Source organism: Rothia sp. HMSC072E10 (assembly GCF_001813965.1).
Taxonomy (GTDB): Bacteria; Actinomycetota; Actinomycetes; order Actinomycetales; family Micrococcaceae; genus Rothia; species Rothia mucilaginosa_A.
In genome coordinates, this window is the sequence record NZ_KV814486.1 from 33,900 (window position 1) to 55,252 (window position 21,353).

Here is a 21,353-nt window from a genome sequence, read left to right on the forward strand (position 1 = left end):
CAAACCTGATGCGCGAAATCTTCGCAGCGAAGTAAACAGCATAGTATTGCGGCAGATGCCGGTAGTCGAAAGACTGCCGGCATCTGTGCTTTAACCGGGAACTCAACAGAGACAGCGCCGAAGAACGCTCAGAGGCGCTGGGGGAGTGCACCGGGGAAAAGAGGAGGGTTGAGCCGCTCCAGCTGTCGAGCAGTGCTGGGATTTGAGGGTGCTTTTGAGGTGTTTGAACCATAGCGGTAGAACTTGCGACAGAAAGTAAGATTGTGCACATCCGCCCTAATTAAGGTGCAGATATGACCTCAACCTTTGTATACTGGAGTGCATTGAGCCTAGTCAGAATCATTCTTAGCGGCTCCAAGAAACATCACCACTCACAGGAGATCACCACACTCATGACCCAGCCCATCTCTCGCCGCGCCGTCGCCAAGGCGGGCGTCTGGTCCGCGCCCGTCGTCGCGGCCTCCGTAGCCGTACCCGCATACGCGGCTTCCAAGGAAACCCCCGGCGTTCAGTACGGTGTGTACGTCAGCGTACAGAACAACGGCGGCTACGTCGGCTACGCGTCCTCCAACAACACCGGCACCATCAACCCGGCGACCCCCGAGGCGCACTTCACCGCCACCACCAACCCCGACTCCGACATCAACTGGGACGACGCAACCTCCAAGCCCAAGTACACCACCTACGTCAACGGCGAAGGTAAGTTCACCCCCGTCACCAACTCCCAGACCGGCGCTAACGGCGCATACATGTCCTCCAGCGGCTTCTGGTGGTCCGTACCGACCAAGGACACCGCAACCGGCACCGGCTACATCCCCGGCGGCAGCGTCACCCTCGCAGCGGGTGCGACCTTCGTGACCGAGGTTGAGTACACCGTCTCCGCCAGCGCCCAGTCGCTCACCAAGCTCGGCAAGATCAACGGCCAGTCCTGGAGCCCCTCTAGCCGCCAGCTGACCGGTAAGACCACCGAGCTGGTCGCATCAGCAGGCCAGGCGAAGTACCTGTCCGTCGCGCAGACTGCCGGCACCTGGACCGCAGAGGTTCCGACCGTCACCCAGAACTCTGACGGCACCTACACCTTCAAGGGTCGTATCGTCTACACCACCAGTAAGGCGTACACCATGAAGCAGTCCGGCACCAAGTACTACAGCCAGACCAACTTCATGCCGGCTCAGCTGCGATTCCCGGCAAACGACGGCTGGATCTCGTACAAGCAGGCCTCCAGCGTGCAGGTCGCTAACCTGACCTACTCGAGCAACGGTGCAACCGGCTCCGAGAGCGTTTCCGGTCAGGCAACCACCGCGCAGATCAACCCGTAATCGGGCTAACCCGTAAGAGCTTCGGGTAAAGGCGTAAAGAAACCCCCGACGGGTGAGTTCAACTCACTCGTCGGGGGTTTCTATATGCTCAGGATGCGGCACTCACGGGGGAGTGTAGAGCATACCTGAGCGGCTATATACACTTGTCTAAAGCTTATGTAGAGGATGAGGTTAGCCGACCGTCGTACCGAACGCCAAACCCAGCAGATAGGTCACGAACGCCGCACCGTAACCAATCAGAATCTGGCGAATACCGCGCTTGAGCGGGGACGCACCCGAGAGCAGGCCCACCACGCCGCCGGTGAGGCCCAGCGCCGCACCCACGAACAGCAGGGACAGAATCATGGCACCCACACCCGACATGCCAAAGATATAGGGCAGGATCGGGATCAGCGCGCCCGAGGCGAAGAACGAGAAAGACGCCGCGGCGGCACCAATATCGGTGCCCAGAGCCACGTTCTCCTCGCGCTCATCATCGTCATGATGCGACAGCGACGGATCGCAATCGCAGTCCAGGTAGCCGAAACGCTCCAGGGCACGGTGATGCGCAGCCTCCGGCTCCATGCCGCGGGCGCGGTAGATGAGCTCCAGCTCGTTCGAATCCAAATCCAAATCGTGGGCAACACGCAGGGTAACCTGGGTCGGCTGGGACGCATCCAGCAGCTCACGCTGGGAACGCACCGAGACGAACTCGCCCGCGGCCATCGACAGCGCACCGGCCAGCAGGCCCGCAACACCCGAGAGCAGAACCATCGAGCTGGATGCGCCCGAGGCGGTAATACCCATAATCAGGGCCAGGTTTGAGACCAGGCCGTCGTTGGCGCCAAAGACCGCCGCACGGAAGTTGCCCGAGAGCTTCTCGCGGCCGCTGGTTGCCAGGGCGCGAATGATCTCCTCGTGGATGGCCTCGTCGGCCGCCATCTCCTCGGTTGCGTCGGGGTCCTCGGCGTAGGGGGAGCGGGACTCGGCACGCTGGGCCATCGCCAGAATAAACACGGAACCGAAGTTCTTCGCCAGGAACTGTAGGAGCAGGGACTGCATGGATGGGCGCACATGCACATCCGCGTGCTCACCGAGCATATCGCGCCAGTGCTGCTGGTGACGCTTTTCTGCCTCCGCCACCTGCAGCAGAATTTCGCGGTCGGTACCCTCGGCACGCTTCGCCAGGTAGCGATAGATGCGCGCCTCGGATTCCTCGTCGGCCAGGTAACGGCGCCAACGCTTAATCTGCGCCGGGGTCGGGTCGGTAACCGCCCGGTGGCGTGCCGGCTCGCTCTGGAGCATCTCGGTTTCAGCGCCGTGCTCGTAGGGTGCGTGCGTACTCATAAATCCCTTCCGCGGATGCGGTGCGTGCGGTGCGTCCGGCCCCGCGCGCGCTGATAATGCGTTCAAATCTGTGTTGACCAGTGAACCACTGTAAAGCACTTGGAATCGGAAATCTAGGACGGCTCCACCGGGTGTTGAAGTTCGCCCCAACGTACTTTTGGGAGCCCCCGCGTCGAGGAATCTTTCCTGGTCGAAGTGCCGGAACGATGCGGTTGGTAGGCTGCGGGAAAGAGGGGTAGATAGCGCGACGCGGGTGTGCAAACGGGCGGGCGTTCCCACGCAGTGTGTGGGAACGCCCGCCCGAAGGTAAACATCTATTCCGGCTATGGGCCGGGAGCGCTCAGCCGGCCGGTAGCGGCCGGGATGAATTTAGCGATTATCGCCAGCTTTACTCGGAGATCTCGCCTGCGCTGTTCTCGAGGAATGCGCGGATGAACCACTGGAACTTCTCCAGCTCGGCGGTCTGGCCGATCAGCAGGTCCTCGGTGATGGGGTCGGCCTCGCCTGCGAAGGCCAGAGCCTTGCGGTGAGCCTCAATCACGCGGGTGTACACGTCGTTCAGGGCACGCAGGTGGTCGGCAACGCGTGCGCGGCCAACGGGGTAATCCTCGACGGGGCGCTGTGCGACCAGTGCGCCAGCCAGGCCGTTGGGGGTTGCGCCCAGGGTTGCCATACGCTCTGCGATAGCGTCGACGAACTCGCGAACGGTGTCGACCTGGGGGTCAATCATCTCGTGAACTGCGATGAAGCCGGGGCCGGTCACGTTCCAGTGGGCGTGCTTCAGAATCAGGTGCAGATCGTTCAGGTCGTGCAGACGAGCCTGAAGGACGTCGGAGAGTTCCTTGCCGGTCTCGAGGGTCAGGCCGGGAGCGGTGTACTTTGCGAATGCCATGATGGTCTCCTTCATGATGCTGTGATGCTTGTGGTTCGGTGGGGTTTGGTGCCCCGCCGAATCGTTATTATGAGTAAATCATTTTAAGGAACCGCTGTCAAGGTTATTTTGAGTAATTCGTAATAAATCGTCACATGATGGGGTGTAGTGGAATCCTACTGGTTCACTAGCGCGCGAACCGCCTCCAGATTCAGCTCCTCGTGGCTCATGCGTGCGGTGCCCAGTTCTGCCGGAACCTCCAGCTCGCCCGGCACCACGATTACGCGCATACCCGCCGCGGTCGCGCTGCGCACACCCGAAGGGGAGTCCTCAATCGCCACGCACTGGGTCGGGTCAACACCCAGACGCTCCGCCGCCAAAAGGTACGGCTGCGGGTCCGGCTTGGGGTGAGTGGTCTCATCGTTACCGATAATGACCGAGAACGTGCCCTCGGGCGCCGCGTTTGCGGTACGGCGCGCAATGGAGGTGGTGGCGTTCGTGACGATAGCCGCCGGAATCTGCGCCTCGCGCACCTCAGAAAGGAAACGTTCAATACCGGGCAGGAACTCGACCGGCTGGTGCGCCAGGGCCTCGCGCACCTTCGCCACCAGTCGATCGTTAATCTCCTGGTCCGGCAGGTTCACGCCGCGCTCGCGCAGACGATCCAGAGTGAACTGCATGGACAGGCCCAGGCAATCGAGGGTGTCCTGCTCGGTCCAGGTGCCACCGAAATCTGCGGCGAGAGCAACCTTGGCGGCAGCCCATACGGGTTCGGTGTCCACGAGGGTTCCGTCGTGGTCGAAGAGGATGGCGGCGGGGAAGGTGTTCGTAGTCGTCATGCCATTAAGCCTACCGGTTTATTTCTGGGGTGACCGCAGGATGGCGTCCCCAATCGTCACCAAAAAATCTATACCCGCGTTCTGCGGGTTCTCGGCAATAGTGAGTAGGGCATCGGCAACGTCCTCACGGGCAATCGTCGGAATGCCCGGAACCCGTTCGACACTCGCCATATCAAACACCTTCACCCCGCCCCTGCCGGGCTTATCGGTCAACCTGCCCGGATGCGCCCGCGAAATATACGGCTGATATTCGGCGACCAGGGCGTCCGCCTTAACCTTGTCGGTAAAAATGCCGCGCATGATGACCTTGCATACCAGGCGCATGGGCAGGGATGCGGTTCGTACCGTATCACCCACGCCGTAGGCGCTCAGTAGAACGCAGTGCTTCACGCCTGCGCCCGTGACTGTCTGCATGATGAGCGGCAGGCGCTCCTGCATGAACGTGCTGTGCAGAAACTCTCGCACCGTGGCCTTCTGCCCCAGGATGCTGACCATGACGTCCTGCCCGGCGGATGCTGCGGCGAGCCGCTCGGCATCGTTGAGGGCGCCGGGGGTGATGGTGAGGTTCTGATGCGCCCCTAGTAGCGCTCGCGCCTTATTGGGGTTGCGCACATAGGCGGTGACCGCGTGCCCCTCCTCGAGGGCTTTGCGGGTGAAGAAGCGGCCGGTGCGGCCAGTTGCGCCGAGAACCAGTATTTTCATGTGGGTCCCCATTTGTGTCTGTGATTGTTGTGGGAACTCGCAAGTGCCCAGTGCGGTCACTATAACAATAGGGGTTTTGGGTGGAGTTCATGGGCTGGAGTGTATGTTTTTGCCGCTTTATTCGTGCGAAGAGCCCATGGTTGTCGCCGAAATTTTAATCTCAAAAACCCTGGTTAATCCCTTGCGCAGAATAATTGAGTGTAGTAGACTCAAGTTATGTAATGCAGGGGCGCATAGGATAAGCCCTCGAAACACGAAAGGAACATTATGGACAACAAGTTCACCACCAAGAGTCAAGAAGTCATCTCGGCGGCAAATACTAACGCTCAAACCGCCGGTAACCCCACTATTGAAACCGCGCACATCCTCAAGGCCCTCATGGACCAGCGCGAAGGCATCGCAGTCTCGGTGCTCAAGGCCGCAGGCCTGGATGTAGACGCCATCTCCGAGGCAGCTTCCGCAGAAATCAAGAAGCTGCCCAAGGCTTCTGGCGCCTCCGTGCAGAACGCCTCCTTCAGCCGTTCCGCACTCGCCGCTCTGCAGGCCGCACAGACCCGCGCCCAGGGCTTCGGAGACACCTACGTCTCCACCGAAATGATTCTGCTCGGCATCGCCAGCGGAACCGATAGCACTGCGACCGCCATGCACAAGCTTGGTGCTACCGCAGACCTCATCGCACAGACCATCCCCAATGTCCGAGGAGACCGCACCGTGGACACCCCCGACCCCGAAGGCACCTTCCAGGCGCTCGAGAAGTACGGCACCGACCTGACCGCCATTGCCCGCGCCGGCAAGCTCGACCCGGTCATCGGCCGTGATTCCGAGATTCGCCGCGTCGTGCAGGTGCTCTCCCGCCGCACCAAGAACAACCCCGTGCTGATTGGTGAGCCCGGCGTCGGTAAGACCGCCGTGGTCGAGGGCCTGGCACAGCGCATGGTTTCTGGCGACGTGCCCGAATCCCTGCGCGGCAAGACCCTGATTAGCCTGGACCTGGGCTCCATGGTCGCCGGTGCTAAGTACCGCGGTGAGTTCGAGGAGCGCCTGAAGGCAGTCCTCGAAGAAATCAAGAAGTCCGAAGGCCAGATTGTCACCTTCATCGACGAGATTCACACCGTCGTCGGTGCTGGCGCCTCCGAAGGCTCCATGGATGCGGGCAACATGCTTAAGCCCATGCTTGCCCGTGGTGAGTTGCGCCTGATTGGTGCGACCACTCTGGACGAGTACCGCGAGAACATCGAGAAGGACCCCGCCCTGGAGCGCCGCTTCCAGCAGGTGTACGTGGGCGAGCCCAGCGTCGAGGACACCATCGGTATTCTGCGTGGCCTGAAGGAGCGCTACGAGGCACACCACAAGGTGCAGATTGCTGACTCCGCACTGGTTGCCGCAGCAACCTTGTCCAACCGCTACATTCCTTCCCGTCAGCTGCCGGACAAGGCAATTGACCTGATTGATGAGGCAGCATCCCGCCTGCGCATGGAAATTGACTCCGCTCCGGAGGAAATTGACCAGCTACGCCGCGCCGTGGACCGCCTCACCATGGAGGAGCTGGCTCTTGCCGACGAGACCGATCCCGCATCGGTTGAGCGTCTGGAGGCCCTGCGCAAGGACATGGCTGACAAGAAGGAAGAGCTCGACGCCCTCAACGCCCGTTGGGAGGCTGAGAAGGCAAGCCTGAACCGCGTGGGTGACATCAAGACCCAGATTGACGAGCTGCGTTCTCGCGCAGAGGTCGCACAGCGCGAGGGTAACCTCGCCGAGGCATCCCGCCTGCTGTACGGTGAGATTCCCGCAAAGCAGGCTGAGCTGGAAGAAGCACAGCGTGCAGAGGACCGTGCCAAGAGCGAGTCCATGGTTTCCGAAGAGGTCACCGCGGACGATATTGCCGAGGTGATTTCCTCCTGGACCGGTATTCCCGCGGGCCGCATGATGCAGGGTGAGTCCGAGAAGCTGCTCGAAATGGAGAAGCGCATCGGTGCCCGCCTCATCGGTCAGGAAGCCGCCGTGGTGGCTGTCTCCGACGCCGTGCGCCGTGCCCGCGCCGGTATCTCCGACCCGAACCGCCCGATTGGTTCCTTCCTGTTCCTGGGCCCGACCGGTGTCGGTAAGACCGAGCTGGCTAAGGCGCTGGCTGAGTTCCAGTTTGATGACGAGCGCGCCCTGGTGCGTATCGACATGAGCGAGTACTCCGAGAAGCACACCGTTTCCCGCCTGGTCGGTGCCCCTCCCGGATACGTCGGCCACGAAGAGGGCGGTCAGCTGACCGAGGCCGTGCGCCGTCGTCCCTACTCGGTGGTCCTGCTCGACGAGGTCGAGAAGGCACACCCCGAGGTCTTCGACATCCTGCTGCAGGTGCTCGATGACGGCCGCCTGACCGACGGTCAGGGCCGCACCGTGGACTTCCGCAACGTCATCCTGATCCTGACCTCGAACCTCGGCTCGCAGTACCTGGTCAACCAGGACCTGCCCTTCGACGAACGCTCCGAGAAGGCTATGGAGGTTGTGCACCAGGCATTCCGCCCCGAGTTCCTCAACCGACTGGACGACATCATCATGTTCCAGCCCCTGTCGGCTGAGAACCTGGGCCAGATTGTGGGCCTGCAGGTCAAGAGCATGGCTAAGCGCCTGGAAGACCGCCGCCTCACCCTGAACGTCACCGAGGCAGCCCTCGAGTGGCTGGGCAAGACCGGCTACGACCCGGCATTCGGTGCCCGCCCGCTACGCCGCCTGGTTCAGCGCGAGATTGGCGACCGCCTGGCTCGCGGCATCCTCTCCGGTGCTATCCACGACGGCGATACCGTGACCGTGGACGTGAACCCGGACGTTGCCAGCGACGGCCTGGTCGTGACCTCCGAGCGCGAGCAGAAGGCTGAGGACTAAACTCAACCGGTTAGCCGGACGGAGCCGATTGGCTCGGCGGGCTTAGCCCGTGGCTGACTCCGCGAGTTCAAAACCATAAGAAATAGGCTGTGGGGTACCCTCGAAAAGGGGTGCCCCACAGCCGTTTAACGTACTAGATCACAGAGCATGGGAGAAGAATGGACCGCTGGACCGACCACCAGAACTTCGCCGCCGCCGGTGAGCAGCGCGAAGAAATCGCCTCCGTACACAGGGCCGCGATTCGTTCCATCCAGCGCGTTGTGGCGGATACCGCCGAACCCCACGAGGAGGGGTACGCCGCCGAGGGCATCGCGCGGCTACTCAAGTCCGGTAAGGTTCTCGTGCTGACCGGTGCCGGCGTGAGCACCGAATCCGGCATCCCCGACTACCGTGGCCCGGGCGGATCCCTGCACGACCACCGTCCCATGACCTACCAGGAATTCCGTTACGATGATGACGCCCGTCAGCGCTACTGGGCGCGCTCCTACGTGGGTTGGCGTCGCATGCGCCGCGCCCAGCCGAACCGCGCCCACTATGCGCTCGCCGAGCTCGAGCAGTTGGGCGCTATCAGTGGCGTCATCACGCAGAACGTGGACGGCCTGCACGCCCGCGCCGGAAGCCGCAATCTGTTGGCCCTGCACGGCGACCTATCGCGCATCGTCTGCCTGGACTGCGGGCGAGATGAGGGTCGCGAGAGCCTGGATGCGCGCCTGGACGCCGCGAACCCCGGCTACCTGGACCGCTTGGAAGGCCGGGACCTGCGCGTAAACCCCGATGGTGACGTGGAGCTGGATCAGCAGTACATCCAAGATTTTCGGATGGTGCCCTGCCTCGCCTGCGGCTCGACCCGCCTCAAGCCGGACGTGGTGTATTTTGGCGAGTCCGTGCCCGCCGAGCGCAAGGCGCGCAAGGACGCCATGCTCGCCGAGTGCTCGGCGCTGCTGGTGGTGGGTTCCTCAGTGGCGGTGATGAGCAGCTACAAGATTGTGCTGGAGGCCCTGCGCGCCGGCAAGCCGGTGGCAATCATCAACGGCGGCCCGGGCCGCGCCGATGCGAAGGCCACCTTCCTGTGGCGCACCGGGGTGGGGGAGGCCCTGGAGCTCATGCTTGATGCGATTGACGGCTAGGCTCTCGATGGCCCGGCCGCTGCGACTACCCGCCCGCGGTTGTGTTGCAATTCATTGCAAATACACCCTTGACTGGTGAAAATACCTTGGAACCCGGGGCTAGAATGAGGGAATGGACATTCGAAACACTATCACTCGCTTCGGTGCCACGGCCCTCATCGGTTGCGGTTTGGTTGTGACCGCCATCCCCGCCACCTTCGCTCAGAATGACGGCGAGACCGTCACTCACGAATACCAGGACCGTGCCGCCTCCCACATCTCCGAGGTCTGGTACAAGGGTGAAACCCTCGAGATCTCCGGCGAGGGCTTCCTGACCCAGGACCGCGCCTCCGGCTCGACCATCGCCATTAAGCTCAACAAGGGCGCCATTAAGATCGACGGTAAGGACTACCTCGAGGTAACCGCCAACGATAAGGGCGAATTCACCGTCTCGATCCCCTGGCAGAGCGATCTGGAGGATCGCGTCTCCGTTGACGTGTACCTGCTCTCCGGTTCCCTGAAGGACAACGACACCGCTCGCGGCGGCAAGGCTGCGACCGTGAAGATTGAGGCTCGTTCCGTGGCCCCCGAGAGCCCCAGCGCCTCGGCAAGTGTTTCGGCAAGCGCCGAGCCCTCTGCATCCGCCAGCGCTACCGCCGAGCCGAAGAAGGAATCCAAGGCTGATTCTTCTGCCAGCCCCTCGGCATCGGCTACCGCAGCTGACGAGACCGTTGCCTCGGTGGATGCCGAGGTGAAGAACCGTGCCGATGAGAAAGCCTCCGCTTCCGCCTCGGTGAGCCCGAGCGCCACCGCATCGGCTTCCGCTTCTACCGTTGTCTCTCCCTCTGCCTCCGCTGAGGTAAAGAACGAGAAGAAGGCCGACCAGAAGGTATCGACCGCTAAGAACGACCAGAAGACCGAGCAGAAGGACGGTTCCCAGCAGGCTCCCGCCGCGCAGGATCAGCTGGGTGGCTCCTCGAGCGTCCAGGCCCCCGCAACCGAGCAGCCTTCGCCCGAGAGCACCCGCTTCGCTAACTGCTCCGAGGTCGCCGCCGCGGGCCTGGCCCCCATCCCCTCGAACCACCCGGACTTCCGTAAGCAGTTCGACGCCGATAATAATGGCCTCGGCTGCGAGGTTGTCGACAGCGGCTCCTCCTCGAACGGTGGTTCCTCCTCGAACGGCAGCTCCTCCTCGCAGGACAATCTCGGCTCCAGCGGATCGGGCACCCAGGACCGTCTCGGCTCTTCCTCGTCGAGCGCCTCTCTCTCGAGTCGCGCGCAGCGTTCCTCGCTGGCTAATACCGGCGCCTCGAACGTGTTCACCGTGGCCGGCCTGGGAATGGTGGCCGTCGGCTTGGGTATTGCGGGCGTGACCTCTGTGCTCCGTCGCAAGAACTCCTAAGTTTAGAGTTTAGGAATCCGGTGCTCCGGGCATCGGATGCGTTGTTCCAGGACCCCCCTCGCTCGCCTCGCGGGCGTGGGGGATTCTGCGTTTAACGGGGTCCCGAACGGTAGGGCGTTGAGCGGGTTTACGGACGGAAAACCGTCTAAACTAACGCCCGGATTCCAAGGCGCCGGTAGCGTTCGAATTCTTTGAATATGCGATTGATTCTTCAACTCGCCCCTCAAGAATTCTTCAAGAAGGGCCCATTAAGTGAGTCAGCTCATGTTAAATCGGCATCATGCACCCCGATATTGTCAGGTTCGGTCGTTAGAATGGGGGGCATGAGCATTCGAAACAACATCGCACGCATCGGCGCCACTGCCCTGATTAGCTGTGGCCTGGTTGCTACTACCGTCCCCGCTACCTTCGCTGACGAAGCTGCACAGGAGATTTCCTTTACTTACGCAGATTCCGCACGCCTCATCACCCCCGACACCTGGGTCGAGGGTCATGATTTGACCATCGTGGGTCAGGGTTTCAAGACCGCTGACGGCGCTTCCGGCTCCGTGCTGGCCCTGAAGCTGAACAAGGGCGCAGTGAAGATTAACGGCCAGGACTACCTGGAGATCCACGCCGACGAAGCCGGTAACTTCAACGTCACCGTTCCCTGGCAGAGCGAGTTGCAGGGCCAGGTCTCGGTTGACCTCTACCTGCTGTCCGGTTCTCTGAAGGATGGTGACGTGCCCCGCGGCGGCAAGGCTGCAACCGTGACCATTAAGGCCGCTGCTAACGAGTCGCTGCCCACCCCGGCCCCGAGCGAGTCCACCGAGCCCACCCCGGCTCCCTCCGGGGACCCGACCCCCACTCCCTCCGAGGATTCGACCCCGGCTCCGACCACCGAGGCTCCCAAGCCTGCTGAAGAGACCTCCGCACCCGCAGTTGAGGACGCTAAGGAAACCAAGCCCGCCGAGGATCAGAAGTCCGAGGACCAGAAGTCTGACGAGCAGAAGTCCGAGGACCAGGCCGCTCCCGAGGGCGACCACGCTGAGGGCGATTCCGCAGCTCCCAAGAGCTCCAAGGATTCCGATAACCTCGTGATGGGTTCCTCCGACAATGACAACCTGGGCTCCGGCTCCGGCGACAACCTGGGCTCCGGTTCCTCCAACGCATCCTCCAAGAGCTCTTCTTCCCTGGCTAAGACCGGTGCATCCAACGCGATGACCGCTGCTGGCCTGGGTCTGATTGCTCTGGGCGCTGGCGGTGCTGTTGTGGTGGCAACCCGCATGCGCAAGAAGGCATAAGTACATACTGAATTCTAGGGTTACTCCCTAGAAACCCGAGTGGGGCTCCCTCTGATGTAGAGGGGGCCTCATTTGTTGTATCCGGGCGCGGCTGACCGCCTCACTGCGCCCCGGTAATTGAAAAAACCTTAAAGGTAAAACGCTCTGACCAGTCATTTAATCGGTGTTTGCGAAGACATAAGTGAGAATTACAGAGCGCACAGGCGTGACACAGCTTCGGACGGGATTCTAGAAACCAAGCAGAACACGTAGGTACTCAAGCCGGAGCCGAGAACAGACGGCTCGGGAAGCTGGAAACCTACCCCACGACCTGGAGCACCCCATGACAATCCTGACCATGGCGATTGCAGACGCCCTCGCGATCGCAATCCTGTGCACCCTTTACCTGGTGCGTCACCGCAACCGCGAAATGATGATTTCCTACGCGGTCATCAACGCCGGTATCTTCACCGTCTCGGTGGCCCTGGTCTCGGCGGGTTCAAACGCCTCGGCCATGGGCATGGGCCTCTTCGGCGTTCTGTCGATTATTCGACTGCGTTCCACCGCCCTGAGCCAGCGAGAAGTCGGCTACTACTTCGTAGCACTCTCGGTCGGCATGATCGCCGGTATCAACATCAGCCCAGCGTACATCGCCTTCATCCTGATGGCGGCCCTGGTGGCTCTCATCGCAATCCTGGATGCGCGTAGCGCCCCCGCGGTCAAGGGACAGACCCAGACCGTCACCGCCGATCGCGCGATTAGCGATGAGGAAGAGCTCAAGGCTTACCTGGGCGCCCGCCTGGGCTACGCCATCACCTCGGTCAAGGTGACCGAGCTGGACCTGGTGAACGACCTGACCCGAGCTACCATCACCTACCAGCCCAAGGAGACCACCGAGGGCGGCACCCCCGCAGCGGTGGAGGCAGCAGTACCGCAGGTAACCGCAACCCGCCAGCCCGCGGCAACTCAGCCGGTAGCGCCCACCGCCGAGGCGTACGCCACGCTGGATACCCGGATGATGCCGCTCCAGCGGACTCCCGTCGCTAAGTAAGCCCGGTAGGCACCACCCCAAAATCTAAAATCCACGACAGACGCACTACTCCCGCCGCCTTCGACGAATCGAGGCGGAACCCCAGAAGGATAGGACCATGACGAACGCAGCCGCAAACATCATCCCCACAGAGTGGAAGAGCATCAGTCTCGAAGCCATGAACGAGAAGGCAGCCATGCAGACCCGTGTGGACCGCAAGTACATCGTCGATGCGGAAACCGCCGCGAAGGTACTCTCCACGCTTGACGCAGACGCCTCCGTCATGGACATCAAGGGTCGGCGCGACTTCGCCTACGACTCGGTCTACTTCGACACCCCGCAGATGCAGAGCTACCACTCGGCAGCCTACAGCCGCGACGATACCTTCAAAATCCGTACCCGTAGCTACCTGGACTCGAAGCTGACCTTCCTGGAGGTCAAGACCGACGGCGAGCAGGACATGACCGTCAAGAAGCGCATCCCGTACACCTTCGAGAAGCGCGATACGCTCACCGCGGAAGGCCACGAGTACATCACCGCAGCACTCGGCGATATTCTCGCTGGCCCCGTGCACAAGCTGGAGGCGGTCCTGACCACCGGGTACCGCCGTACCACGGTCTTCCTGCCGCAGAGCGAGAAGAACCCGGTCGCCTCCCGCATGACGGTGGACACCAACCTGACCTGGACCCCGCTGTCCGAGAACATCCTCATGGCGGGCGTGAACTACCGTAACTTCCACGGCAACCTGGTCGGCACCACCTACGGCCTGCCGAACACGGTCATCATCGAAACCAAGTCGGGTGTGGAGCCCTCCGTAGCGGATCAGCACCTCTGGGATGCGGGCATCACCCCCTCAAAGATTTCCAAGTTTGCAACCGGCATGGCGGCGCTGAACCCGCAGCTGGCAAGCAACAAGTGGAAAGAGACCCTGGAGAACTGGATGCACCTGGAACCGGTCAACGGCACCCGTCCCGACGTGGATGCGCTGACCGAGGAAGACTACCGCAAGCTTCTGACCGAATGTTACGCGGCCGCTTAGGGCCGTCACCCCGGATGCGCGGGTAGGGTAGCAGGCTCTACCCGCGCGGATGGAACCGGATCCTGACCAGACATAGCCCTGACCGGGCGCAGGCACCAACAGGATTCGCTAAGAGTACGCCTGACCCCCCCAAAGACTTACCCGAAAACCGCAGCGGCACTACATAGTGCTTGTGAACCACGAAGAGGAATACCGTGAAAAAGAGCAATATGATCAAGAGTGCAACCTCCATTACCCTCCTGGCGGCCCTGGCCCTGACCGGCTGTTCGGTAACCTCGGCATCGAACACCAGCGCGACGAGCGCCATCAGCACCTCCACCTCGAGCGATTCCGACACCAAGTCGAAGACCGCCGATTCCTTCTCCACCGACGTGAAGAACGGCGCGAAGCTCGCCGAGGACACCCACTACTCCGCGAAGGATCTGACCTGGGATTCCTCCAGCGAGGTCACCATCGATCTTTCTAACCCGACTGCGACCGACGGCGTGACCGTCAGCGATGGCGTCATCACCATCACCAAGGCGGGTAACTACCACCTGAGCGGCACCTATAGCGGCCAGGTCAAGGTTGAGGCAGCCGACAGTGACATGGTCCGCCTGATCCTGGATAACGCGACGATTACCAACTCCACCGGTGCAGCTATCAACGTGGTTGAGGCGGACGAGGTCGTTATCTACACCGCCTCGGGTACCACCAACACGGTCTCCGATGGCTCCTCCTACTCCGATACCGCCAGCGGCAGCCCCGACGCTGCCATCTACTCCAAGAGTGACCTGACCCTTGCCGGTGAGGGCACCCTGAAGGTAGAGGGCAAGTACGAAGAGGGTATCCACACCACGGATGGCCTGGTCATCGCCTCCGGCACCCTGGAGGTGACCGCCGCGAACACCGGCATCAAGGGTAAGGATTACGTCGATATCCTGGACGGTACCGTAACCGTGACCGCAACCAAGGACGGCATCAAGGCTACCAATGACACCGACGGCAACCGCGGCTGGGTACGCCTGAGCGGCGGTACCGTGAACATCTCCGCCGGTGACGACGGCTTCAAGGCCGAGCGCGTGCTGGAGATTTCGGGCGGTACCCTGAACATCACCGAGTCGAACGAGGGTATCGAGGCGCAGTACATCAACATCCTGGACGGTACCGTGAACGTGACCAGTTCCGATGACGGCATCAACGCCTCGTACAGCACCACCAGCACTAGCTCGACCGGTACCGAGTCGGCTTCGACCTCCACCACGCAGACTACCCAGACCAACCAGACTGCCCAGAGCAACCAGACCGCGCAGAGCAACCAGACCGCGCAGAATACCCAGAGCGGCCAGTCGGCACAGGGTAATGCAGCGCAGGGCGGTCAGGGCGGTCAGCCCCCGGCAGGCGGCCAGGCACCCTCCGGTAACATGGGTCAGCCCCCGGCCGGTGGCGGCGGTGGCATGGGCGGTGGCGGCGGCACCTTCGAGGTTGTCGACGCGACCATCAACATTGCCGGTGGTACTGTCACCGTGAACGCAAACGGCGACGGTATCGACTCCAACGGTACGGCAACCCTCTCGGGCGGCACCCTGGTCGTGAACGGTCCCTTCACCAACGGTAACGCATCCCTGGACACCAACGGCGACCTGCTACTCAACGGCACGACCGTGACCGCGGGTAACTCTGGTGACATGTTCGAGGCGCCCGCATCCTCCTCCACCAGCGGCTACGTGAAGCTGACGAACCTGTCGAATGTCAGCAGCGGCACGACCATTCAGGTGGCCGATTCCTCGGGTAAGGTGGTGGCCAACTACAAGGTGACCAACTCCAACACCGCACTGATCCTGGTTTCCAATGCCAATATCACCAAGGGCCAGAGCTACACGGTGTACACCACGACCGATAGCGTGGATGCCTCCAGCACTTCCGTGGCCTCGAACGCCACCTCGCTGGGTAGTTTCACCGCAAGCTAGGGCCCGGAACTTGGGAATCCCATAGACCCCGCGCCGGAGGTCATGACCGGTGCGGCTGATTCTCTCGATGCCGGTCTTGTGAGTGAGCCGCTCGAGAGACACGAACCCCGCTTCGAAGTTGAGTATGCCTTCGGTGCGGGGTTCCGTGCGTGGAGAGCCGAGAGCGAGAAAAATAAAACGGATGTTCTGGTGGATAGGGGCGCTCCGCTCCGTAAAATACGTGTTGCAGAGCGCGACATTGAACGTCAAAACAGGGTACTCTATAGTGTAGTAAAGACTGTAGAACGATCCGAGGGAGGGCGTGCCCCGCGCGCCCGCAGCTTCGGACAGGATGAAAGAGGGGGTCACGCCATGGGGCGCGGCCGTCAGAAGGCTAAAGCAACAAGGCAGGCTCGGGAGATGAAGTACTTCAGCCCCGAGACCGACTACAGCGCTCTCGAGCGTGAGCTCAGTAGTGCGAAGAATACCAAGTCCTCCGATTCGTCCCGCCGTCGCTATGACGACGAGGACGACTACTCGGCATACGCTGAAAAGTACGCTTCCTACGAGGATGAGGCATAGGGATACGCGGAATGATTCGGCAGGTATCGACCGAGCGTATTCTACAGATGATGAACCGGCTTGAGGCCCCGCACGGGGTGCTCAGCCGGTTTTTTCGTGCCTTCGAGTGGCCACGTGTGCGTGGGGGAGCGGGTATGCGGTGGGGTGCCGCTGTCTGACGCACATAGCTAATACACATGTTTATACATGTATAGGCATAGTTCCCTATGGTAATAAAGCATAGGCAGTAATAAAAAAGTTTGAAATGAATAAGCATACATAGCTGAGGCACAGCTTAGTCATGCCTGGGGCTGAGAGTACACGGGCAATCTAGAGTCATGAATAACGAACAGAACATGACTCAGAACAGCAACCAGACCACCCAGGCCGCGGCAGAACAAACCGCCGCAGAGCAAGCCGCAGTAGAACAGAAGCTCGCCAAGAAGAAGCTCACCCGCCGTATCTTTATCGGAGGCGGCCTCGGCGCGCTCGCCGTTGTTGGCGGCGGCGCGGGCTGGGCCTACAACCGCTACCTGGCAGAGCACACCGAAATCGAAGATACCACCGCCTACGAGGCGGCCGCGGCCCAGGCGAACGCCTCGGCATCCGGCTCCGCCACCGCAAGCCCTAGCGAACTGACCGGGGTGAAAATCGATGGCCAGAGCCTCACCGCTAACGAAGGCTCGATTACCATCACCTCCACCACCACCGGTAGCGGCTCCGACGCGGTTGTTTCCTTCGTCGCGGACATCAAGCTCGATAACGCGACCCTGCTGCGTAGCGCCTTTGCGAACAACAAGTTCGGCCAGAACATCATCGATACCCCCTCGAATATCGCCTCGGAGCACAACGGTATCTGGGCCATTAACGGCGACTACTACGGCTTCCGTACCACCGGCATCGTGATCCGAAACGGTGTTGTCTACCGTGACTCCGGTGCACGTGAAGGCCTCGCCTTCTACCGCGACGGCTCCGTCAAGCTCTACGACGAAACCGCAACCAACGCCCAGACCCTCGTCAACGAGGGTGTGTGGAACACCCTCTCCTTCGGCCCGGCCCTGGTGAAGGATTCCGCCATCGTGGATGGCATCGACAGCGTTGAGGTGGACACCAACTTCGGTAACCACTCGATTCAGGGCAACCAGCCGCGAACCGGTGTGGGCGTGCTCGGCACCAACCACCTGGTCTTCATCGTGGTCGATGGCCGTTCCACCAACTATTCGCGCGGCGTAACCATGACCGAGTTCGCGCAGATGTTCAAGGACCTGGGGTGCGTGAGCGCCTACAACCTGGACGGTGGTGGCTCCTCCGCCATGGTCTTCAACAACCAGCTGGTCAACCGCCCCCAGGGTGGCACGAAGGAGCGTGGAACCAGTGACATTCTCTACATTGCCGGGAGCGCATCATGATTATTCTAATTCCCGCATATAAGCCTGACCAGTCTATTGTCCGTCTTGCCCGGGCCCTGCGCGCACAGGACCCGGACGCCGAAATCCTCGTGATTGACGACGGATCCGGCAGCACCTACGCACCGATTTTTACCGAACTGCGTATCGATGGCGTGACCGTGCAGACCCACCCCGCCAACAAGGGCAAGGGCGCGGCACTGCGCACCGGCATCGCCTGGGCGAAAGCAAACCGCCCCGGTGAGGTCATCGTCACCGCCGATGCGGACGGCCAGCACCTCCCTCGGGACATCTTCCGTGTGGGTGTGCGCACCGAAACCGCCGCGGTGGCAGGGCAGCGGAGCATCATCCTCGGCGTGCGTACCAAGCCCGACCCGAACGCCGGCGAAGAAGGCACGAAGGTGCCGCTACGCTCCAAAATTGGCAACAGCGCAACCGTAGGCTTCTTCGCCCTGGCGACCGGCGCCCGCGTGGCAGACACCCAGACCGGTCTGCGCGGCTTCACCCCGCAGATCCTGGACTGGCTGCTGCAGATTCCCGGCGATAAGTACGAGTACGAGTTCTCCATGCTGCTGCGCGCAACCCGCGCAGACGTGGAGCTGGTGCAGGTACCCATCGTGAAGGTCTACGAGCCGGGAAACCCGACCAGCCACTTTAGGCCGCTGCAGGACTCGGCGCTGATTTACGCACCGCTGCTTGCCTTCCTGGCTTCGTCCTTCCTGACCGGCTTCCTCGTGGATGCTATCGCCCTCTTCGTCCTGGTGGGCATGGGCGCTCCGCTGCTTGCCGCTGTGGTCGGCGCGCGCGTCATCTCGGCGCTGACGAACTTCACCGTCAATCGCATAATTATGCATGATGGGGGCTCGCGGCCCTCGACCTCCTCCTCGCTGGTGCGATACGCAACGCTGGCCGTGGGCATCCTCGCCGCCAACGCGGCCCTCATGGAAGCCCTGACCGGGCTGGGCGCGTCCCTGCTGGTGGCCAAGATTCTGACCGAGCTCATCCTGATTCCGGTGAGCTTTGCGGTTCAGCGCCGCTGGGTTTTTCTACCCACCCAGCGTCAGGAAAACCCGCGAGAAAAGACAACGGCAACCAACGCACCCTCGGGTCTGCGTGCGGTCAGCTACGAGTCCGCTCGCGTGGAGGCAACCGGTATCCGTACCGGTGTGCGCGCCTCCCAGGTACGCCCCTAGCTCGTCTACCCTAGCGTCCAGCTCGCTAGGGGCGTACCCCAAGATTTCTCCCACCTGTCAGTCGTGAGGGTGGGTGGGAGAAGCAAGCTGCAGCACCAAATGCGGCAGCGTTCTGTTCACGCAAAGCCCCCACCGGGACGTACCCGGCGGGGGCTTTGTGATTGTCATTCTTTGAGGTTTCCCACGGCTAACGCCGCCGGAAGACTGAGGGGTGAGAGCTCACCGAATTACTGACCGGGAATCAGGCCGTGCGGGGTGATTAGGAACGGCGGGTTGTGATTCGTGGTCGGGTTGGTCACGTAACCGGTGCGAGCCGCACGGGTCGGGTACTTCGGTGCACGCTTGGGCTTGGGATGCGCCGGGGTGACGTTCTTGCCCTGCAGGACCTCAAGAGCGCTCGCGGCGTTCGCGATGCCCGCACCGCATGCGTTCACATTGCAGGTCAGCGGCTTTGCGCTCTGCTTGAGAACCTGCTTTGCACGATCGGCGGTCAGCGAGGGATCCACGGACTTCATCAGGGCGATGATGCCGGCCACCTGGGGAGCCGCCATGGAGGTGCCATCGTACTCGGTGTAGCCGGCACCGGTGGATACGGTGGTGCCGAGGTCCACGGTAGACATGATGCCGTCGCCGGGGGCGCTCACATCAACGATCTTGCCGTAGTTGGAGAAATCGCTGCGCTGGCCCTTCTGATTCGTGGAGCCAACCACAATCGAACCGCCGCAGTTTGCGGGGGCAATCTTGGAGGTGTCCTGATCGTCGTTACCGGCGGCAACCACCAGAATGGCACCACGCTTATTCACCTCGGCAATGGCCTTGGAGTAGGTCGCGGGGCAGGTACCCTCGCCACCGAGGGAGAGGTTGATGATCTGGGCGGGGTGGGTGTTGGCGGGCACGCCTTCAACGGTGCCGCCCGCGGCCCACACCATGGCATCCGCGATATCGGAGTCGTAGCCGCCGCACATGCCCAGGGCGCGCAGGGGCAGAATCTTGGCGTTGGGAGCCACGCCCGCGATGCCGCGCTTGTTGTTCATGATTGCGGCGATGGAACCGGCCACATGGGTGCCGTGCCAGTTGGACTCGGAGGCCTCAGAGCCAGCGGCGCAGACGCCGGCTTCTTCCCAGTTACCCTGGTCGGTGGGGTCGGCGTCGCGGCCGTTGCCGTCACGGGCGATGGAGGGCTCGGTGATGAAGTCGTAGCCGGGCAGAACGTTCGCGTCGAGGTCCGGGTGCTTGACGATGCCGGAGTCAATCACAGCAACGGTCACGCCGGAGCCCTGGGTGGTGGCCCAGGCCTCGGGAGCGGAGATGCCCTTAGCGTCGTGTAGGTTCCACTGCTGGGGGTACAGGGTGTCATTCGGGGTGACGGCCGCCTGGTTCTTCGAAGCGCTTGCGGCCTTGGCCAGGGTGCTGGTGGCCTGGCGGCGCGCGCTGGAGCGGCGCATCAGGTCGGGCTCGACGGAGGCGACGGAGGCGTTGGAGCTCAGCGCCGCCATGTACTTCTCCGCCTGCTCTGCGGTGAGCTTGGAAGAAGTGGTCACCACGGTTGCCTTCTGGGAGGTGGTGCGCACGTAGTTGGTTTTGACATTGAGCAGGTCGTCGATCTTCTGCACGTCGGCGGTGATGCCGGAGTAGAGAGAATCGCTCCAGGTGGCAACATGGGTGCCCGCGGGGCTTGCCCAGTTGATGCCTCCGGCGTTCAACGCGTCATCGGTGTAGGTGATGACGAAGCGGTTGAAACCTGCCTTCTGCTGATCGGAGCTGAGGGAGGAGATGGTCGTGTGTGCTGCGGCGCGAGCTGCGTTGCTGGTCTGGGCGGGAGCCGCGAAGGTTGCGGGTGCGCCCAGGGAGGCCACGAGTGCTGCGGCGGTTCCCATGCTCAGTGCGACGCGTGCGATGCGGCGCGAGGAGGGATGAGTGGTAAAAGACATCGGGGTCCTTTGCATATGTGAGTGCCGGAAGCGGCAGTTGGTGAGGATGACCCACTCACATAAATGCACTTTTCGGAAAACATTTATATTTCTTTGTGCGCCGCGTTGGCAGTGCGGTAACGGAAAGAAAAATGCACATTACTGCATTAATGTGCAATGTTTTCTAAGCCCCTGGAGGAGTTTATTTCGGAAGTGGTTTATGCGGTGAGATATTGCTATCCTAGCACCTTTCCCTCATGGCAAAGCTCCAAAAACCGGGAATGTGGCACAGCTAATGTATTTTTTTGATTTTGGGATAAAAATAAAGAATTGCCTAGTCAAGACAATATTGAGAGATTAAAGTAAAGATTTAGATATTCCTCAGCCCGGCATAAATAGTTGCATAGCAGAATTGATATTTTAGGAATAAAGTATCGCATTATCGCAAACACCATCCCGCCGGGTAGTGCATGAACACCACCTGATGGGTCGTGGCATGAGGGGACCGAGAGCCCCGAGAGCGCGGGGTGTTAGGTTGGGAACGGCAAAGGCGGGGCTCGGTGAAGGATCCTTCACCGAGCC

16 protein-coding genes are annotated in these 21,353 nt (G+C 61.7%); 11 read left to right on the forward strand and 5 right to left on the reverse strand.

Annotation, left to right across the window (positions count from 1 at the left end):
• The first annotated feature begins 392 nt into the window (after positions 1-392).
• A complete protein-coding gene (locus tag HMPREF2944_RS01800; protein ID WP_070679900.1) occupies positions 393-1,319 on the forward strand; it encodes an amino acid oxidase in 927 nt (308 codons plus the stop codon).
• 171 nt (positions 1,320-1,490) lie between these two features.
• On the opposite strand, the gene HMPREF2944_RS01805 is transcribed toward HMPREF2944_RS01800, so the two are convergent.
• The 4 genes from HMPREF2944_RS01805 to HMPREF2944_RS01820 form a co-directional block, all read right to left on the reverse strand.
• Positions 1,491-2,645: a VIT1/CCC1 transporter family protein gene (locus HMPREF2944_RS01805; protein ID WP_070679903.1), complete on the reverse strand. Its 1,155-nt coding sequence runs from the start codon at positions 2,643-2,645 to the stop codon at positions 1,491-1,493.
• A gap of 388 nt (positions 2,646-3,033) precedes the next feature.
• A complete protein-coding gene (gene dps, locus HMPREF2944_RS01810) occupies positions 3,034-3,537 on the reverse strand; it encodes a DNA starvation/stationary phase protection protein Dps (RefSeq protein WP_049331568.1) in 504 nt (167 codons plus the stop codon).
• 155 nt (positions 3,538-3,692) lie between these two features.
• Positions 3,693-4,355: an HAD family hydrolase gene (locus HMPREF2944_RS01815; protein ID WP_070679906.1), complete on the reverse strand. Its 663-nt coding sequence runs from the start codon at positions 4,353-4,355 to the stop codon at positions 3,693-3,695.
• An 18-nt stretch (positions 4,356-4,373) separates the two neighbouring features.
• A complete protein-coding gene (locus tag HMPREF2944_RS01820) occupies positions 4,374-5,057 on the reverse strand; it encodes an NAD(P)-dependent oxidoreductase (protein WP_070679909.1) in 684 nt (227 codons plus the stop codon).
• A 267-nt stretch (positions 5,058-5,324) separates the two neighbouring features.
• Between HMPREF2944_RS01820 and clpB the strand changes: the two genes are divergently transcribed.
• From clpB to HMPREF2944_RS01870, 10 genes are all read left to right on the forward strand, one after another.
• The gene (gene clpB, locus HMPREF2944_RS01825; protein WP_070679911.1) at positions 5,325-7,934 is read left to right on the forward strand and encodes an ATP-dependent chaperone ClpB; all 2,610 of its coding nucleotides are present in this window, start codon (positions 5,325-5,327) and stop codon (positions 7,932-7,934) included.
• 158 nt (positions 7,935-8,092) lie between these two features.
• A complete protein-coding gene (locus tag HMPREF2944_RS01830; RefSeq protein ID WP_070679914.1) occupies positions 8,093-9,061 on the forward strand; it encodes a Sir2 family NAD-dependent protein deacetylase in 969 nt (322 codons plus the stop codon).
• Positions 9,062-9,173: 112 nt separating this feature from the next.
• Positions 9,174-10,442 (forward strand): excalibur calcium-binding domain-containing protein, encoded by a 1,269-nt coding sequence (locus HMPREF2944_RS01835; RefSeq protein WP_070679916.1) that lies wholly within the window; start codon positions 9,174-9,176, stop codon positions 10,440-10,442.
• Between the two features lie 323 nt (positions 10,443-10,765).
• Complete coding sequence (locus HMPREF2944_RS01840) at positions 10,766-11,725, forward strand: calcium-binding protein (RefSeq protein WP_070679919.1); 960 nt, start codon at positions 10,766-10,768, stop codon at positions 11,723-11,725.
• A gap of 322 nt (positions 11,726-12,047) precedes the next feature.
• Positions 12,048-12,755 (forward strand): DUF4956 domain-containing protein, encoded by a 708-nt coding sequence (locus tag HMPREF2944_RS01845; protein WP_070679922.1) that lies wholly within the window; start codon positions 12,048-12,050, stop codon positions 12,753-12,755.
• Positions 12,756-12,852: 97 nt separating this feature from the next.
• Positions 12,853-13,773 (forward strand): polyphosphate polymerase domain-containing protein, encoded by a 921-nt coding sequence (locus tag HMPREF2944_RS01850; protein ID WP_070679925.1) that lies wholly within the window; start codon positions 12,853-12,855, stop codon positions 13,771-13,773.
• Between the two features lie 209 nt (positions 13,774-13,982).
• Positions 13,983-15,722 (forward strand): carbohydrate-binding domain-containing protein, encoded by a 1,740-nt coding sequence (locus HMPREF2944_RS01855; RefSeq protein WP_246826234.1) that lies wholly within the window; start codon positions 13,983-13,985, stop codon positions 15,720-15,722.
• A 351-nt stretch (positions 15,723-16,073) separates the two neighbouring features.
• On the forward strand, positions 16,074-16,283 hold the full coding sequence (locus HMPREF2944_RS01860; RefSeq protein ID WP_049331591.1) for a DUF3073 domain-containing protein: 210 nt from the start codon (positions 16,074-16,076) through the stop codon (positions 16,281-16,283).
• A 317-nt stretch (positions 16,284-16,600) separates the two neighbouring features.
• Positions 16,601-17,671 carry a phosphodiester glycosidase family protein gene (locus HMPREF2944_RS01865; RefSeq protein WP_070679931.1) on the forward strand — a complete coding sequence of 357 codons (1,071 nt, stop codon included), beginning with the start codon at positions 16,601-16,603 and terminating at the stop codon, positions 17,669-17,671.
• Entirely contained in the window at positions 17,668-18,861 is a 1,194-nt protein-coding gene (locus HMPREF2944_RS01870) for a bifunctional glycosyltransferase family 2/GtrA family protein (protein WP_070679934.1), read from the forward strand. The genes HMPREF2944_RS01865 and HMPREF2944_RS01870 overlap by 4 nt, the downstream gene beginning before the upstream one ends.
• A gap of 227 nt (positions 18,862-19,088) precedes the next feature.
• On the opposite strand, the gene HMPREF2944_RS01875 is transcribed toward HMPREF2944_RS01870, so the two are convergent.
• The gene (locus HMPREF2944_RS01875; RefSeq protein WP_070679937.1) at positions 19,089-20,792 is read right to left on the reverse strand and encodes a S8 family peptidase; all 1,704 of its coding nucleotides are present in this window, start codon (positions 20,790-20,792) and stop codon (positions 19,089-19,091) included.
• Positions 20,793-21,353 lie beyond the last annotated feature (561 nt).

Coding starts and splice junctions, on each gene's coding strand:
- HMPREF2944_RS01800 (WP_070679900.1), top strand. CDS start 393: ATGACCCAGCCCATCTCTCGCCGCGCCGTCGCCAAGGCGGGCGTCTGG.
- HMPREF2944_RS01805 (WP_070679903.1), bottom strand. CDS start 2,645: ATGAGTACGCACGCACCCTACGAGCACGGCGCTGAAACCGAGATGCTC.
- dps (WP_049331568.1), bottom strand. CDS start 3,537: ATGGCATTCGCAAAGTACACCGCTCCCGGCCTGACCCTCGAGACCGGC.
- HMPREF2944_RS01815 (WP_070679906.1), bottom strand. CDS start 4,355: ATGACGACTACGAACACCTTCCCCGCCGCCATCCTCTTCGACCACGAC.
- HMPREF2944_RS01820 (WP_070679909.1), bottom strand. CDS start 5,057: ATGAAAATACTGGTTCTCGGCGCAACTGGCCGCACCGGCCGCTTCTTC.
- clpB (WP_070679911.1), top strand. CDS start 5,325: ATGGACAACAAGTTCACCACCAAGAGTCAAGAAGTCATCTCGGCGGCA.
- HMPREF2944_RS01830 (WP_070679914.1), top strand. CDS start 8,093: ATGGACCGCTGGACCGACCACCAGAACTTCGCCGCCGCCGGTGAGCAG.
- HMPREF2944_RS01835 (WP_070679916.1), top strand. CDS start 9,174: ATGGACATTCGAAACACTATCACTCGCTTCGGTGCCACGGCCCTCATC.
- HMPREF2944_RS01840 (WP_070679919.1), top strand. CDS start 10,766: ATGAGCATTCGAAACAACATCGCACGCATCGGCGCCACTGCCCTGATT.
- HMPREF2944_RS01845 (WP_070679922.1), top strand. CDS start 12,048: ATGACAATCCTGACCATGGCGATTGCAGACGCCCTCGCGATCGCAATC.
- HMPREF2944_RS01850 (WP_070679925.1), top strand. CDS start 12,853: ATGACGAACGCAGCCGCAAACATCATCCCCACAGAGTGGAAGAGCATC.
- HMPREF2944_RS01855 (WP_246826234.1), top strand. CDS start 13,983: ATGATCAAGAGTGCAACCTCCATTACCCTCCTGGCGGCCCTGGCCCTG.
- HMPREF2944_RS01860 (WP_049331591.1), top strand. CDS start 16,074: ATGGGGCGCGGCCGTCAGAAGGCTAAAGCAACAAGGCAGGCTCGGGAG.
- HMPREF2944_RS01865 (WP_070679931.1), top strand. CDS start 16,601: ATGAATAACGAACAGAACATGACTCAGAACAGCAACCAGACCACCCAG.
- HMPREF2944_RS01870 (WP_070679934.1), top strand. CDS start 17,668: ATGATTATTCTAATTCCCGCATATAAGCCTGACCAGTCTATTGTCCGT.
- HMPREF2944_RS01875 (WP_070679937.1), bottom strand. CDS start 20,792: ATGTCTTTTACCACTCATCCCTCCTCGCGCCGCATCGCACGCGTCGCA.